The organism is Marinimicrobium sp. C6131 (genome assembly GCF_026153455.1).
GTDB lineage: Bacteria > Pseudomonadota > Gammaproteobacteria > Pseudomonadales > Cellvibrionaceae > Marinimicrobium.
In genome coordinates this window covers 1,885,145-1,901,183 of sequence record NZ_CP110629.1, presented here as the reverse complement: position 1 = coordinate 1,901,183, position 16,039 = coordinate 1,885,145, and the positions used below count along the sequence as shown (strand labels likewise).

Annotated in this window: 14 protein-coding genes and 1 pseudogene; 4 read left to right on the top strand and 11 right to left on the bottom strand. The window is 57.5% G+C overall.

What is annotated here, in order from left to right:
* Positions 1 to 195: 195 nt before the first annotated feature.
* From OOT55_RS08170 to OOT55_RS08145, 9 genes and pseudogenes are all read right to left on the bottom strand, one after another.
* Positions 196 to 411, bottom strand: a pseudogene (locus tag OOT55_RS08170) (DUF6122 family protein); the annotation flags it as partial.
* Between the two features lie 27 nt (positions 412 to 438).
* Positions 439 to 915: a hypothetical protein gene (locus OOT55_RS08165; RefSeq protein WP_265368601.1), complete on the bottom strand. Its 477-nt coding sequence runs from the start codon at positions 913 to 915 to the stop codon at positions 439 to 441.
* A complete protein-coding gene (locus OOT55_RS17845; protein WP_416140983.1) occupies positions 894 to 1,262 on the bottom strand; it encodes a GFA family protein in 369 nt (122 codons plus the stop codon). Before OOT55_RS17845 ends, OOT55_RS08165 begins: the two co-directional genes overlap by 22 nt.
* The gene (locus OOT55_RS17840; protein WP_416140982.1) at positions 1,249 to 1,674 is read right to left on the bottom strand and encodes an NUDIX domain-containing protein; all 426 of its coding nucleotides are present in this window, start codon (positions 1,672 to 1,674) and stop codon (positions 1,249 to 1,251) included. Before OOT55_RS17840 ends, OOT55_RS17845 begins: the two co-directional genes overlap by 14 nt.
* A 44-nt stretch (positions 1,675 to 1,718) precedes the next feature.
* Positions 1,719 to 2,186, bottom strand: coding sequence for a DUF1294 domain-containing protein (locus OOT55_RS08160; protein WP_265368600.1), 468 nt, complete (start codon positions 2,184 to 2,186; stop codon positions 1,719 to 1,721).
* A 553-nt stretch (positions 2,187 to 2,739) separates the two neighbouring features.
* Complete coding sequence (locus OOT55_RS08155; protein ID WP_265368599.1) at positions 2,740 to 3,021, bottom strand: hypothetical protein; 282 nt, start codon at positions 3,019 to 3,021, stop codon at positions 2,740 to 2,742.
* Positions 3,022 to 3,548: 527 nt separating this feature from the next.
* Positions 3,549 to 4,136, bottom strand: a complete 588-nt coding sequence (locus OOT55_RS17835) for a histidine phosphatase family protein (protein ID WP_416140981.1) — start codon at positions 4,134 to 4,136, stop codon at positions 3,549 to 3,551.
* A 421-nt stretch (positions 4,137 to 4,557) separates the two neighbouring features.
* Entirely contained in the window at positions 4,558 to 5,835 is a 1,278-nt protein-coding gene (locus OOT55_RS08150) for a ribonucleotide-diphosphate reductase subunit beta (RefSeq protein WP_265368598.1), read from the bottom strand.
* Positions 5,836 to 6,056: 221 nt separating this feature from the next.
* Positions 6,057 to 9,008: a ribonucleoside-diphosphate reductase subunit alpha gene (locus tag OOT55_RS08145; protein WP_265368597.1), complete on the bottom strand. Its 2,952-nt coding sequence runs from the start codon at positions 9,006 to 9,008 to the stop codon at positions 6,057 to 6,059.
* Positions 9,009 to 9,466: 458 nt separating this feature from the next.
* Here OOT55_RS08145 and OOT55_RS08140 point away from each other — a divergent pair, with 458 nt between their 5' ends.
* Positions 9,467 to 10,384: an AEC family transporter gene (locus OOT55_RS08140; protein WP_265368596.1), complete on the top strand. Its 918-nt coding sequence runs from the start codon at positions 9,467 to 9,469 to the stop codon at positions 10,382 to 10,384.
* Positions 10,385 to 10,468: 84 nt separating this feature from the next.
* Complete coding sequence (gene purU, locus OOT55_RS08135; RefSeq protein ID WP_265368595.1) at positions 10,469 to 11,329, top strand: formyltetrahydrofolate deformylase; 861 nt, start codon at positions 10,469 to 10,471, stop codon at positions 11,327 to 11,329.
* 61 nt (positions 11,330 to 11,390) lie between these two features.
* Here the strand turns inward: purU and OOT55_RS08130 are convergent, their stop codons facing one another.
* Together OOT55_RS08130 and OOT55_RS08125 are read right to left on the bottom strand one after the other, a co-directional pair.
* A complete protein-coding gene (locus tag OOT55_RS08130; RefSeq protein WP_265368594.1) occupies positions 11,391 to 11,996 on the bottom strand; it encodes a NapC/NirT family cytochrome c in 606 nt (201 codons plus the stop codon).
* A gap of 14 nt (positions 11,997 to 12,010) precedes the next feature.
* On the bottom strand, positions 12,011 to 12,649 hold the full coding sequence (locus tag OOT55_RS08125; RefSeq protein ID WP_265368593.1) for a c-type cytochrome: 639 nt from the start codon (positions 12,647 to 12,649) through the stop codon (positions 12,011 to 12,013).
* 365 nt (positions 12,650 to 13,014) lie between these two features.
* Between OOT55_RS08125 and OOT55_RS08120 the strand changes: the two genes are divergently transcribed.
* Together OOT55_RS08120 and OOT55_RS08115 are read left to right on the top strand one after the other, a co-directional pair.
* Positions 13,015 to 15,117 (top strand): OmcA/MtrC family decaheme c-type cytochrome, encoded by a 2,103-nt coding sequence (locus tag OOT55_RS08120; protein ID WP_265368592.1) that lies wholly within the window; start codon positions 13,015 to 13,017, stop codon positions 15,115 to 15,117.
* On the top strand, positions 15,104 to 16,036 hold the full coding sequence (locus OOT55_RS08115) for a DmsE family decaheme c-type cytochrome (protein WP_265368591.1): 933 nt from the start codon (positions 15,104 to 15,106) through the stop codon (positions 16,034 to 16,036). The genes OOT55_RS08120 and OOT55_RS08115 overlap by 14 nt, the downstream gene beginning before the upstream one ends.
* The last annotated feature ends 3 nt before the right edge of the window (positions 16,037 to 16,039 follow it).

Below are 16,039 nucleotides of genomic sequence, written 5' to 3'. Positions count from 1 at the left end.
GAACACGGGGGTGAAAATAGGCAGGGAATATACTGGAAACCGGGGAATTTTGCTCGTTAAAAATGACGATTTTTCGACCAGCGGCTTAGTTTTGCCTCCTCAGGAGCCAATTTTGGTGAAAGTCGCCTCTTTCTGGCCGGTCCGAACCGGTGAAAGCCTGGTCGATGTAGGGGGTGGCAGCCTTATTCCTGGGGCTCAGACGAATCGGTCTATTCCGTCCAGCGCCATGTGAATCAGCAGCCCCGGGCCAATCAGCCTGGTTTTAGGCCAGGCAGCCAGGCCGGCATAGGCCGCTATGGCGGGCCAGCTATGGAGCGGATGAAAGCCGATACTGCAACGGTGAGGATCGTACATGGGGTCAGCCAGCAAGTGATCGAGGTCGATCACCATAGTCGCTAGCATGATCAGCCAGGCTTTGAGTAAAAGGGGACGGAGGGACTAAATTATATTCCCTCCGTCCCCTTTTACTTCAAGCTGGTACTCTACCTGACCAGAGTAGTGAACATTGAATATCCAGACCGCTTTGCTATCTCGTTCTCTATATATGTAGATCGTCTCCGACTGCTTTTGTAGTTTCTCCTTGAATCTGGATAGGGCCCCCGGCGGTATGTGAAACTGCCCGTTGGATGTATTCAGATCCAGATCGTTGGTCACCGATATGTGGGTTGTGTCTTGCGGAAGGATGTCGGGAAGCCAGCCACGTTCAAATAACCTGTCTTCCCTCGCCTCAGAGAGGGTGGCGTAGTGCGACGACACCTGGTCACTGCACGAGCAGACAAGCGCTACGATAAGGCTGAGGAGAAAAGTTCTGATAAACCGCCCATCGTCAGCTATTGATGTTAGCTTAAACCCAAATAAGTGCGATTCGCATTCCGAAGCCTTGATCGGCTCTGCTACCTGCCGTCCAGCCAGCATGCTTTCGACTCCAGATGAATTTCTTTAATGGACTTAGGTTCAAATAGCGTATCCAGCGTAGCCGCTGCTATCGAGACCCAGTCCGGAAATGCCTCGCTGCCAGCCCATTCGATGTTGGAGCCACATATACCACAGAACTTTCTGGTGATGTTCCCCGACGAGTTGTAGCAGACGAGTTGTTCTTGACCAGACACATAGTTTAGGTGCGCCTTTGGCAGGCTCGCATAAGTTGCAAAAGCCGCGCCATGCTGTTTCTGGCACATTCTACAATGGCAATGTGATACAACCTTGGGCTCCGATAGAAGCTCAAATACGACTGCCCCGCATAAACAGCTACCTTTGTGCATGGGCCAACCTCATAGTAAGCGATTGTCTGACCGCAGCCAAAGCGTCGGTAAAAACAGAATGCCACTCTGAGTCTGGGAGTTTCAGTAATGGGTGCCAAAAGTACTGAAATAAGTGGCCGCCGTCATCTTTGCAATAATGATCCCAGTGGTCAGGCAGGTGATCCCCCGGTTCCATTAGCCAAATCGCCCATGTGGGCTCATCAGGGTGCCTTTGCCATTCAAGCAGTAGATGTTCTGCTTTTAACTTGATGCCAGCTTCTTCCTCCAGTTCACGCTCCGACGCAGACCGTCCGGATTCTCCGGGTTCAATGGTTCCCTTCACCAGTTGGGTGCCTGCGATGGGATGTCTGAATACCAGGATCTCCAAATGACCCTCTCGGCGTCGTACTACTACTGGGCATGCCTTATTCATAGGTTTCCGGTATTTGTGCCAAGGGGATCGAGTGTGATCTTATCTCATTGAGTCCGCTCGGGTCGATGTCTGAGCTGAGTGGTAAGCAATATGAGTTCTAGTGCCGTGTCCTGGTGAATACTGGAAATCGCAGCCTGTTCAAGCGTAACCAATCCTTCCCTAAGCTGAGTATTGCCTTTGGGTGTGTGAAGCCAGGCGATACCTGCGCTGTTGACTAGCACCGTGAGCCAAAATACCGTCCGAAAACTCGCCTTTTTGGTTTTATGCCGTAATCTTTTCTGGGCAATCATTGCTCCGGGCCAGCCGCCAAGGAGCGCAACAGTATGGAGCGTTCTTTCGGATACTCGCCACCCGTAGGTTTGGGCGGCGGTTTTGTCCTTTGCGTATAGTGTATAAGCCGCTAGGCTGAGCGCTGCCAGCAGTATGCTTGCCGCAAGCGGGGTAAATCCAAGGTAAAGTGATGCGAGCATCAATATAGCTAGCGTGATTACTAAAATATACGAAGCTTTCATGTAGAATTTTTACTCCACTTTGCAATCAATCGGCGCTGATTCTATTAAAGGCCCACCCACCTGTTCATGGTCCATTTCTGAGGTTCAGTGAAATCATTCATATTAAGCGGAGATGAACTTATTTTGTGGCCATCTTTTTAGCGGGCCGAATAAACTGTTTCTTAATAGGAGAAGTGCCAGTCACGCGTCAAAAGTGTAGGATAAGTCGTCCAATAGGCTAATTAATTATGAATGAAGAAGTAAATATAGAAAGATAATAATATATCCGATTAAATATAAAATTAATAAAAGAAAACGAAAAACTTTGCTGTCGTCGGGCTCAAGAACAAGAGCTATTCCATACATCCTCGTTTTCTGAAAGTAAGCTCTAAATGATAAGACTGATCCAATCATAGCAAAAGACGTAAAGGCCCAATATTCAATTTCAATTGATTTTACGAAAGTTATCACCGTTGAGAATGTCAGAGAAAAAACAGAGATTAGTATCCAAAAAGTGTCGTTTCTCAGGGCGTTCATATGGGTTTCCATGTGGGTTGCCTGATTGCGTATGGGATTACCAGAGCCGCCACCAAGGCTTTTTGATGCCTGGATGGGAAACTCTCAATGTTGTAGGTTCACCAACATTGCCGGTTCTTGAAATCGGTGTTACTTGCACCACTATGTCAAAGGGCTCCTGCTCATAGCTAGAGTCGTCAAGCCAGATAAACGTAAACTCACCAGGTTCTTTGAAGTCCGCAGGTGTTATTGGCTCCTCTGTAAAAAGACGGTCTTCAAATTCGCCTTTCAATACTTCAAATATGAACCCCGTCTCCGATGGGGGATCTAAGGTCTTCAAAGTGATGACACCTGCATCAGAGCAGGAGTGCGGACTTCCATCATCGCTACCCCGTACAATTTCCGCCACTTCAAATTCGGTACGCCGAGGTTCTATTGATCCAGGAGTATCTACCTCGAACGGTTCAGTCGTCCTGGCGAATGAGCACGCCTAGGTAGGAGAGCTAAAAACAACTATAAGTATCGTAATAGCTTGCTTCACGCTATATCCAGTTAACAGTATATTATTGTTTTGCATTATCAGCCGCTCCTATCGGACTCTTCCCCTGCACTACTATTCGAAAGAACGCATATATTGCTAGGACAACTAGGACATGCGTAATATCGAACGCATAAGAATCACCTAGCCAAATGCTATATGCCTCAATTGTCAGTATTGTCCAGAAGGGCAAAGATTCTATAGCGACGAGCAGCCTTATGTTAGTTTTAAGCCGATCTCTATTTTCCATGGTCTAAACCTCCTTACCTAGGCCTTCAATATCAATAACGTTGCCGTCGCCGGGGCCAGAGGTGGCGCGTCAGCGACGCTTACGGCCTCCGGTGCACGGCTTGGTTAGAGCACATGGCACGATTAAGGAAGCACACTGTGTTTACCTCCCCCACAGAAACAAGGCTTAACCCGCAATTGTCGTGAGGGAATCGTGTTTTTTCTGGCAAAGCCAGAAGGCTGTTCAACAGCTCGCGTATCATGTGCCCGTGGGTCACGACCAAGACTTTCGATGCAGACTGAGAGAAAATTACCTCTTGCGCCAGTCTGACCCGCCTGAGAAACGCACCGGCTCGCTCGTTTGTAACTGGGTGAAGATAGCCCGATGCGTGCGGCATGTAAACGGGCTCTTCGTGAGAGACTGAGCCTTCAAGTATCAACTGGCCTTCGGCTAAACAGGGCTGGACTACAACGGGAAGCCCCGTAGTTTTCGCGAAAGGCTCAACCGTATCCAGGGCTCTAGAGTAGGGAGAGCACAGGATGGCTTCTATTTCCAACTGCATGAGGCCGTCGACGATTGCTTGGGCCTGCCAATATCCGTACTCTGTCAGGGCGTCCTCACTTCCCGAAGCGAGTAAGCCAGCCCGGTTTGAGTCTGTTTCAGCATGTCTCAACAGAAATATGTCCATACGTTTCATGCTCTAACAGTATATTCAACGTCAAAGTGACACGTTTAAACACGTCGACTCGACGTGTTTAAGTGCGTCGACGTGACGTATATCCCCGGAGAATAAATAAGTTTTTCGATTTCCGGTTGTGCCGACAAGGTTGCTCTCCCGGCTTTTTTCCGTCAAGAGTTCGCTGTTCGAAAAGTATTTGGGATCTATCACTGTCATCTTCCTGCTACCTATCCTCTGCTTGAGTAGCGAGGGGCGTCCAATGATGCGGAGTACTGCGAACGGATGCTCACTCGGGGGAGGGCGCCACGATGTCGTGTTTGCTGTGGCCATCGTTACCTGAAAGCCGTTGGCCAAGGCCTTGGTTGGATGTTGTGGGGGAGGTCGGGCCGCTCCCTGGCCCAGGCTATGCCTGTCTTTTGTGAGCCGGGACTTAATCCCAGCTCAACGCACCACCGGTCTGATACTCAATCACACGCGTCTCAAAGAAGTTCTTCTCCTTACGCAGGTCCATAATTTCGCTCATCCAGGGGAAGGGGTTCTGGGCGCCGGGGTACTGCTCTTTCAGGCCGAGCTGCGCGAGGCGGCGATTGGCGATGAAGTGCAGGTACTCTTCCATCATGCCGGCGTTCATGCCCAGTACGCCGCGGGGCATGGTGTCGCGGGCGTAGGCGATTTCCAGTTCGGTGCCTTCCAGGATCATCTGGGTGACTTCTTTCTGGAATTCCGGGGTCCAGAGGTGCGGGTTTTCCAGTTTGATCTGGTTGATGACGTCGATGCCGAAGTTCAGGTGCATGGACTCATCGCGCAGGATGTACTGGAACTGCTCGGCCACGCCGGTCATTTTGTTGCGCCGGCCCATGGACAGGATCTGGCTGAAGCCGCAGTAGAAGAAGATGCCTTCGGTAACGGCGTAGAAAGCCACCAGGTTGCGCAGCAGTTCCTGGTCGGCTTCCGGGGTGCCGGTGTTGAAGGTGGGGTCACCCAGGGTCTGGGTGTGCTTGAGGCTCCAGGCGGCTTTGGCGGCCACGGAGGGCAGCTCGCGGTACATGTTGAACACTTCCGCTTCGTCCATGCCCAGGGACTCGATGCAGTACTGGTAGGCGTGGGTGTGAATGGCTTCTTCAAACGCCTGGCGCAGGATGTACTGGCGGCACTCCGGGTTGGTGATCAGGCGGTAGATGGCCAGCACCAGGTTGTTGGCGACCAGGGAGTCGGCGGTGGAGAAGTAGCCCAGGCTGCGCATGATGATGCGACGCTCGTCGTCGGTCAGGCCGTCGCGGCTTTTCCACAGGGAAATGTCCGCGGTCATGTTCACTTCCTGGGGCATCCAGTGGTTGGCGCAGCCGTCCAGGTATTTCTGCCAGGCCCAGTCGTATTTGAAGGGTACGAGCTGGTTGAGGTCGGCACGGCAGTTGATCATCTGCTTGTCGTCGACTTCGATGCGCGAGGCGCCCATTTCCAGTTCTTCGAGGCCGGGGGCGACGTCGAGGTGTTCGAGGGATTCTCGGGCCTCGGCGACGGCGTCGGAGACTTTGCCGTTGCCCTGGGTGGCTTCAGCGGCGGCCGCGGCCTGGGCGGGGGCGCTGTCGTAGCTGGCGGCCGGTTCCTGGACCTTGGGCTCGGGTTCCGGTGCGCGCGCGGGTTGCGGGGCCGGTTTGGCTTTTTGCGGGGTTTCTTCGGCGGCGTCGAAATCGTCCCAACTTAGCATGGCGCTTTCCTCTGGGTTGTTTGGTTCATTAGTGGTGGATGCGTCTTTATAACGCTGCGCTTGGCTCCACCCTACGTCTGGTTTTGGTTACGGCGGATGCGCTTTGCTTATCCGCCCTACGCGGACTTTTGGTGCCGCGCTGGGTTTGGTTTTGGTGGATGACGGAGCCTTTGGCCCCTTATCCACCCTACGGCCCTTTGGGAAGGGCCGGGGTCATCGTCTTACTGGCAGGCTTCGCAGTCTGGGTCGTCCAGGGAGCAGGCCTTGGGGACCGGTGCGGCTTCGCCATTGCTGGCGGGGGCTGCTGCACTGGCACCGGCGGCGCTGGCGGCTGCTACTCCGCCGCCACTGGAGGACACGGCGTTGTGCGTGCCGGTGGTGATGGTGGATTTTTCGGTGGTGCTGGCGGCCAGGGCACGCAGGTAGTAGGTGGTTTTCAGGCCACGGAACCATGCCATGCGGTAGGTGATGTCCAGCTTTTTGCCGTTGGCGCCGGCGATGTAGAGGTTCAGGCTCTGGGCCTGGTCGATCCACTTCTGGCGGCGGCTGGCGGCGTCCACGATCCACTTGGGTTCCACTTCAAAGGCGGTGGCGTACAGCGCTTTCAGGTCGTCCGGTACGCGGTCGATGGGCTGTACGGTGCCTTCGTAGTATTTCAGGTCGTTGACCATCACGTTGTCCCACAGGCCGCGCGCTTTCAGGTCGTGCACCAGGTAGGGGTTCACGACGGTGAATTCGCCGGACAGGTTCGATTTCACGTACAGGTTCTGGTACGTGGGTTCGATGGACTGGCTCACGCCGGTGATGTTGGCGATAGTGGCGGTCGGGGCGATGGCCATGACGTTGGAGTTACGCATGCCGTTGGCCTTCACTTCCTCGCGCAGGCTGTCCCAGTCCAGGGTCTGGCTCAGGTCCATTTCGATGTACTTCTCGCCGCGCTCTTCGGCCAGCTTCTGGATGGAGTCGATGGGCATGATGCCCTGGCTCCACAGTGAGCCTTCGAAGGTGGCGTAGCGGCCGCGCTCTTTGGCCAGTTCACAGGAGGCTTTGATTGCGTGGTAGCTGATTGCCTCCATGGAAATATCGGCAAACTGCACCGCTTCGTCCGAGCCGTAGGCCAGGCGCTGACGGTAGAGTGCGTCCTGGAAGCCCATCAGGCCCAGGCCGATGGGGCGGTGGCGCAGGTTGGAGTTGCGCGCGCTGTCCACGGAGTAGTAGTTGATGTCGATGACGTTATCGAGCATGCGAATGGCGGTTTTGACGGTCTTCGCCAGTTTGTCATGGTCGAGCTTGCCGTCGACGATGTGCTGGGCCAGGTTCACGGAACCCAGGTTGCACACGGCGATTTCTTCATTGGCCTTGGTGTTCAGGGTGATCTCGGTGCACAGGTTGGAGGAGTGCACCACACCGGCGTGCTGCTGCGGGCTGCGCAGGTTGCAGGCGTCCTTGAAGGTGATCCAGGGGTGGCCGGTTTCAAACAGCATGCCCAGCATCTTGCGCCACAGGTCCAGAGCGCGCACTTTCTTGTACAGGCGCATCTCGCCGGTTTCGCACATCCGCTCGTATTCGGTGTAGCGCTCCTCGAAGGCCTTGCCGTACAGATCGTGCAGGTCCGGCACGTCGTTCGGGGAGAAGAGGGTCCACTCGCCGTCGTCGAACACACGCTTCATGAACAGGTCCGGTACCCAGTTGGCGGTGTTCATGTCGTGGGTGCGGCGGCGGTCGTCACCGGTGTTCTTACGCAGCTCGACGAACTCTTCGATGTCCAGGTGCCAGGTTTCCAGGTAGGCACAGACGGCGCCTTTACGCTTGCCGCCCTGGTTCACTGCCACGGCGGTGTCGTTGGCGACTTTCAGGAAGGGCACTACGCCCTGGGAGCGGCCATTGGTGCCTTTGATGTAGGCGCCCAGGGAGCGCACCGGGGTCCAGTCGTTGCCCAGACCGCCGGCGAACTTGCTCAGCATGGCGTTGTCCTGAATCGCGCCGTAAATGCCGTGCAGGTCGTCCGGTACCGTGGTCAGGTAGCAGGAGGACAGCTGCGGGCGCAGGGTGCCGGCGTTGAACAGGGTCGGGGTGGAGCTCATGTAGTCGAAGGAGCTGAGCAGCTTGTAGAACTCGATGGCGCGCTCTTCGCGGTTGTCTTCTTCCACGGCCAGGCCCATGGCCACCCGCATGAAGAACACCTGGGGCAGCTCGATGCGCACATCGTTGCTGTGAATGAAGTAGCGGTCATACAGGGTCTGCAGGCCCAGGTAGGTGAACTGCAGGTCGCGCTCGGCGATGATCGCCTTGCCCAGCTTCTCCAGGTCAAAGCTCAGCAGTTCCGGGGCCAGCAGCTCCAGCTCTACCCCTTTCTGAATATAGGCGGGCAGGGCCTGGGCGTAGTAGGTTTCCATTTCCGCCTGGGTGGCAAAGTCGGCCACACCCAGGAAGCTCAGCGCCTCGGCGCGCAGCTTGTCCAGCAGCAGGCGGGCGGTGGCGTAGGTGTAGTTAGGTTCTTTTTCCACCAGGGTGCGGGCGGTGATCACCAGAGAGGTGTTCACATCGCGCAGGCTCACGCCGTTATAGAGGTTGCGCATGGCCTCATCGAGAATGGCCTTTTCGCTCACATCGGTCAGGCCGGCGCAGGCTTCGCGCACGATGGTGCGCAGGCGCTGGGTATCCAACGGGGCCTTGCTGCCATCGTCCAGGGTGACTTCGATGGTGGGGTATTCCGGGTCTTCGGCCTGGGTGTCGGCGCTGGCGGCCGGCTGCTTCTCGGCGCGCAGGCGGGCGTGTTCTTCGCGGTAGAGAACGTAGTCCCGGGCAATTTTGTGTTCGCCGGAGCGCATCAGTACCAGCTCGACCTGATCCTGCACCTCTTCAATGTGAATGGTGCCGCCGGAGGGCATGCGCCGCTTGAAGGTGGCGGTGATCTGACCGGTCAGGTTTTCCACGGTCTCGCGCACCCGGCGCGAGGCGGCGGCGGTACCGCCCTCTACAGCCAGGAAGGCCTTGGTCATGGCCACGGCAATTTTGCTGGGGTCGTAGGGGACCACAGTGCCGTTGCGCTTGATGACCCGGATCTGACCCGGAGCGGTGGCGGACAAGTTGGAGGCGCTGCGCTGCTGGGTGCCTTCCGTGTGTGGCTGGGAGCCGGTGGTGGTGGTCTGTGAGTCGGTTTCTGTGTGCATGGACGTCTCCGCGAGCGATCTGAATTCCGTGGCTTTAAGCGGTCACCCTGGGCAGGTGACAGGTGTTTTGTGAATCTGAATAGCCCGGCACCACGCACAGCGTGAAGCAATGGAGCGGGGCCTTCAAAAACCCTATATATAGGGGTGCCGGGTGAATGCGCTACAAGATAATGCGCTTTGGGCGGGAATGCAAGCGGACAAGAACGGGGATGGCCTGTGGATAAAATGTGCGTAAATCGTCAGGTCAGTGACCACTATCCCGCGGGCCGTGTTCTCAGGGAGGGGTACCCTGAAAGTGGTGTAAAGTTGGCCAGTACGGGCTGAATAGATTTTTTTATTCTACCCTTTTTGGCTGTTATCGCCAAAAATAACATAGAAGCCTTTCGCGCTAGTGCGTCGCCCGCATTCCGGTACAATGGGGGCTGAACTTTCTTACGTAACGCGACATTAGGAGCGACATGTTCGCGGAATTAGCGGCCATTATGGCCCCGCTGTTTATCGGAACCGCCATCGGCTACGGCTGGGTGCGCTCCGGTGCCGACTACCCTTCCGAATTTGTCTCCCGGGCGGTGATGAATATCGCCACCCCCTGCCTGATCGTCTCGGTGATGGCGCGGGTGGAGGTGGAGCCCAATATCATGGGCGGGGTGGCCCTGTCGGCGGCGCTGGTGATTCTGAGCATGGGCATCATCGGCTACGTCCTGACCCGCTGGTTGAAGTTGCCGCCGGTGCACTACATTCCCTCGCTGATGTTCCCCAACAACGGCAACCTGGGCCTGCCGCTGTGTCTGTTTGCCTTCGGGGACACCGGACTGGCGCTGGCCCTGGCCGCGTTTATGGTGATGACCCTCAGCACCTTCACGGTGGGCATCATGATGGTGTCCCGCGCCGAGGGGTTGGGCGCTCGGCTCAAGGCGCTGGCGCGCCAGCCGGTGCTCTACGCCATGGTGCTGGCGGTGGCGTTGCTGTTGACCGACACCGAGCTGCCCCGCTGGCTGACCAATACCGTGGACCTGATGGGAGGCTTTGCCATTCCGCTGATGATCCTGACGCTGGGGGTTTCCCTGGCGCGCCTGAAGCTGGCGGCCTGGCGGCTCAGTCTGGCCTTCAGTACCTTGCGGGTGTTGGGCGGCCTGGCGCTCGCCTACGTTGTGGCGCGGCTGATCGGTCTGGAAGGGGAGGCACTCGGGGTAGCGGTGCTCCAGGGGGCCATGCCCGTTGCCATCTTCAACTACTTGTTGGCTCTGCGCTATGACCGGGCACCCCAGGAGGTGGCCGCGATGGTGCTGATGTCCACGCTGTTGGCGTTTGTGGTGCTGCCGATTGTGCTGGTGTTTGTGCTGCCCCTGGCCGGGACCACGCCGGTCGTGCCATAAAGCACTTGAGCCCCTTGTCCGCAATCCAGTAGTCTTGCAGCCTTTCACTTAGTATTCACTCTATTCGATATCAGGAATTGGTCCATGGCCGGTGTGCGGGAAATAGTACTTACCTTCAGTTGTCAGGACGCCCAGGGCCTTGTGGCGGCGGTCGCCAGTCTGTTCGCCCAGCGCGGCTTCAATATCCGCGAGTCCTCCCAGTTTGAGGATGTGACCCAGCGGCGCTTCTTTATGCGCACGGTGTTCGAATGCCCCCAGGGTTATGAACTGCCCGCAATCCGCGAGCTGTTCCAGCCGGTGGGCGATAAGTACGGCATGGACTGGGCGATTTACGATGTGGACTGCAAGCCCAAGGTGCTGATCGCGGTGTCCCAGTGGGGCCACTGTCTGAACAGCCTGCTCAACAACTGGAAGAACGGCTCCCTGCCCATCGATATCGTCGGGGTGGTGTCCAACCATGAAGTGATGCGGGACCTGACCGAGTGGTACGAGCTGCCGTTTCACTACTTGCCGGTCACCCCCGATACCAAGGCCGAGCAGGAAGCGCAGATCTGGTCCCTGATCGAGGAGCATGAGGTCGAGTGCCTGGTGCTGGCCCGCTACATGCAGATTCTCTCCGATGACCTGTGCCGCAAACTCAACGGCAAGGCCATCAATATTCACCACTCCTTCCTGCCCGGCTTCAAGGGCGCCAAGCCTTACCACCAGGCCTACGAGCGCGGCGTCAAGCTGATCGGCGCCACTGCCCATTTTGTGACCGCCGACCTGGATGAAGGCCCGATCATCGAGCAGTCCGTCGAGCGCGTCTCCCATGTGAACCTGCCCGAGGAAATGGCGGAAATCGGCCGGGACATCGAAGCGGTGGTGCTCAACCGCGCGGTGCGCTGGCATGCCGAGCACCGGGTGTTGCTCAACGGCAGCAAGACGGTGGTGTTTGCCCGCTAAAAATCAAAGGGGTCAGAGTCGTTTGATCCAAAGGACCAAACGACTCTGACCCCTTTGATTTTTACGGCAGGCTGTGGGCAATTCCCTGATGGCAATCGATGCAGGTGCGGCCGGTGGCTTCTCGATACTCTAACGAGTGACGACGTACCGCCTGTCGGTTCTGTAAGGTCTCGGCCATGGCATCGTAGCTGTGGCAGCTACGGCATTCCCGTGAATCCGTTGCCCGCATGCGTGCCCAAACGCGTTCGGCCATGGCGGGTTTGTGCGCGTTGAACTCCTCTTCGGTGTCAATGCGACCCATAAAGTGCGAGGGTAGCTCGACCACGGTCGCTTTCATTTTGGCGGCCATCTTGGGGAAGAAGGCTTCGGGCACATGGCAATCGGAACAGATGACCCTTACCCCGCTGCGGTTATTGTAATGGCTGCTGTTCTGGTACTCCGTGAACACGAACTGTTGCATGCTGTGGCAGGAGGTACAGAACTCCAGGGTGTTGGTGGCTTTGACCGTGGTGTCAAAACTGATCCAGAAACCGATGCCGATCACAAACGCCAGAAATCCTCCGGCGGGAATTCCGAACAGAAACCAGCGTCGGGGGCGCGCCCACAGCCAGCGACCAAACCGTTGGCGTTTGCTTTGCTCGGGTGGCGGCTCGTCGTTCTCGCTCATGGTGTGACTCCCCGCTATTGGCCCACACTGACGTAGTACTCGGCCAGTGCTTTGATGTCGTCATCCGAAAGGTTGGTCGTTGCGTCGGCCATTTTTTCTTCCTGCCAGCGTTTCCCCGCGCGAAAGCTTTCCAGTGTGCGAATCAGATAGGGCCGCCATTGGCCGGCCAGTATGCCGGCGTCATCCAGCGCCAGGCTGCCGCCCTCGGCGTGGCAGCGATCGCAATGGCGTTCGTGGATGGCTTTGCCGGTTTCTGCCAATGCCCCATCGACCGATTGTTCGGCGCTCTGGTGGGGGCGTTCGGCGAAGTAACCGGCGAGCTCTGTGATGTCATCATCGGACCAGTCCGCCGCCAGAGCGCAGTGGTCAGGTGCCTGAGGTTCTTCCTGCTGAGCGAACAGCTCACTCGCACAGGGGCGCCCTTCATCACGAAACAGAAACAGTTGGTTTTCCAGAAAGAACGCGGAAGCACCAGCGATTATGGGTATATCACTGTTCTGGCTTATACCATTCTCACCATGACAGCCGACGCAGACCTGAACGTTGGAAGGCACCTCGGCGGTAACGGATACTGCACCCGCGAGCGCAGCGGCGGGAAGCAGCCAGGATAAAAAGCGGGTTGACCCGCGTACGGCGGCACAGGCGTTGCGCATGATGACCTCCCAGTAATGAAGCCTTTAACCGAACCAGGGACAGCACGGGATCGCTGGAAATGTTCTATAACGAATAACACATACCGGGCAGCGTCGTCGGAATTTCCCGTCGTTTTTGATGGAATCGGTTTATGGCTTGATCTGCGTCAATAAACCGCGCGGACAGAGGGTACATTGTGTAGGGATACGCCGTTTCAGTGAGCGCTGGTCAGTCTGTTATCGAGTTTTACCAGGGTTCCATTGGGATCAACACAGGGGGAAGGATCATGAGTTCGGACCCGTCTCGGTGCGCCCGCTTTTGGAGTGTAATGGTTGGCGCTTTGTTGCTGATTGGTTTGATCGGGTGTGACGGAGATTCCGGCCCTGTGGGGACGGCCGGTCCTCCCGGGCCATCCGGGCCTCCGGGCGAACCCGGGCCGCCCGGTGGTGGCGCCGGTCCCGTCCCCACGGCCCTGCAGGTCGAGATTACCGAGGTCAGTATTGAGGACTCGGTCGTGGTCGACTTTCTGGTAGTGGACCAGGACGGGTATCCTTTCTCCTATCTGGAGCAGCTCAGCTTCACGTTGGCCAAACTGGTACCCGGCACAGAGGGCAACAGCAGTGCCTGGCAAAGTTACATTAACCGCGAGGAAGCGCCGGGGGCCGGTCCCTGGCCCGGCACCGAGACAGTCATTCAGGCCACCACCGAAAGTAGCAGCGCGGGTGTTTTGGTCAGTAATGGTGATGGCAGCTACCGCTATACGTTTGATACCGATCTGAGTGCGGTAAGCGCGCCGCTGGCAGTGGATTATGAGCCAGAACTGACCCACCGGGTGGGCCTGCAGGTGGGCGGTAGTTTTCGGGGTGAATCCCTGCCCGCAGCCAATGCGGTGTATACCTTCCAGCCCTCGACCGGTCTGACCCCGGAACAGGCTATTGATCATCGAAAAATCGTTGCCCAGGAATCCTGCAGCAGCTGTCACGGGAATGACCTGGCACTGCACGGTGGCGGTCGGGTCTATGTCGATTACTGCGTGACCTGCCACAACCCGGGAAGCGTTGATGCCCAGAGTGGCCACTCCCTGGATTTTCGCGAGATGATTCATAAGATCCATATGGGGGAGCGGCTGCCGAGTGTGCAGAGTGGTGAAGACTACATTCTCTGGGGGTTTCGGAACTCAACAAACAATTTTTCTGATGTGGTGCATCCCCAGGACCCGCGCAACTGCCTGACCTGTCATGATCCGGACGATGACGCCACGCCGCAGGCAATCAATATTGTCGAGAAACCGAGTATGGAAGCCTGCGGTTCCTGCCATGACGATATTGATTTTGTGGCGGGCGCGGGCCACCCGGCCACAAACAACAGCGAGTGCACAATCTGCCATAAGCCGGGCGGGTTTGCGGGGGATGTGCTGGCCAGCCACACCATACCGGGACAGGTGGCGGCGCAGCGGTTTCACTTCAACCTGCTGGAGGTGATTGCCACCGGGCAGAATGAAACCCCGACCGTGACGTTCTCGGTCACAGACCCTACCAATGATGACGCGCCCTACGATATTCTGGAAGATCCTCTGTTTGGTCCGGGGGCGAGTCTGGCGATCCGTATCGGTTGGGATACCCGGGACTATGTGCATGGCCCATCGGCGGGGTTGTCGGTGACCAATGTGCACCAGAATGCGACGGACAATAACGACGGCACCTTTACCATTTCAGCGCCCGGCACTCTGCCCGGTGATGCGGTGGGTTCCGGGGTGGTCGGTATGGAAGGTCGGGCTGTTGATCCGGACGAGGGCTTCCAGATTCCGATTACCGGGGCGGTGAAATACTTTGCCATTACCGACGCCGAACCGGTTCCGCGCCGTCAGGTGGTGGAAACCCAAAAGTGCCAGGCCTGCCATAGCCGTAACGACGCCCTGGCCTTTCATGGCAATCAGCGAACCGATGAAGTGCAGCTCTGTGCGATCTGCCACAATCCCAACACCACAGACCTGGCCCGACGGGGCGGGGATACCGTGGTGGAAGGTATTTCCATGCTGGATGGCTTGCCCGAGCAGTCGGTGCACTTCAAGTATATGATTCACGCCATTCACGGTTCTGAGGTTCGGGATGAGCCCTATGTGGCTTATGGCTTTGGCAATAACGCCCACGACTTCAGCGAGCTGCGCTATCCACGCGGCGCGGACGATTGCCTGGCCTGCCACACGGACGATGGTTATCAGTTACCACTACCGGCCAACGTACTGGGCACCACTCTGCTGACCGAGGGGAATCCCGCAGACCCCTCTGTGCATCTGAAAGTATCGGAGGCGAGTGCCGCTTGTGGCTCCTGCCACACGAATGATCTGGCGCAGACGCATATGATACTCAACGGTGGTGTGTTCGATCAGACCCAGGAGGTACTGGATGCCTCAGTGACCGAGACCTGTTCGGTGTGTCACGGGCCTGGCCAAATTGCTGACGTAGAACGTGTTCATGGTTTACGGTAAAGCGACGATTGCTCTGGTTGCCTTGGTGGCCCTGCTGGCAGGCGGGGCTCTGGCCCAGACCGATGTTCATGAGGCGCTGCCGGAGTTTTCCGATCAGGGGGCGGATACCTGCCTGCGTTGTCATAGCGGCGACAATATTGAGGGCATTTTCAGTACGCCCCATGCGGTGGCGAGCGACCCGGGAACGCCGTTTGCGCAACAGCAGTGCGAGAGCTGTCACGGCCCGGGAGGCGACCATGCGGGCAGGCTGCGTCCGGGCCAGGAGCGGCCCGCTCCTTTAGCGTTTGCTCATCAGGGAAGCGCCAGCCGCGAACAGGAGGTAGCCATCTGTCTGGGGTGTCACCAGTCGCAGGAACGCAGTCACTGGCAGGGCAGTGTGCACGAGCGTCAGGGGCTCACCTGCACCAGCTGTCACTCGGTACACACCCCGCACGACCCGATCATGAACCAGCAGGATCAGGCGGGTGTGTGTTTTGACTGTCATACCCGGGAGCGGGCGCAGAGCCTCCTGGCCTCGACCCACCCGATGCGTCAGGGCCAGATGACCTGTACCGAGTGTCACCAACCCCACGGCACACTGAACGATGCCATGCTGGTGCGCGGGACACTGAATGAAACCTGTTTTGAATGTCATGCGGAAAAACGCGGGCCTTTTCTTTGGGAGCACGCGCCAGCGGCCGAGGATTGTGCCTCCTGCCACGTTCCCCACGGTTCCAATCACGCCTCGCTGTTGCGCCGCCGGGCGCCACTGCTGTGTCAGGAGTGTCACTCGCGGGCCGGTCATCCCAGCATTGCCCAAACCGGGGAGCGTTTGCCGGAGGGGCGTCCGTCCGCCCTGTTACTGGGCGGTAGTTGCACCAATTGCCATTCGCAGGTGCACGGCTCCAATCACCCCTCGGGCCGTAACCTGAGTCGTTAGCGG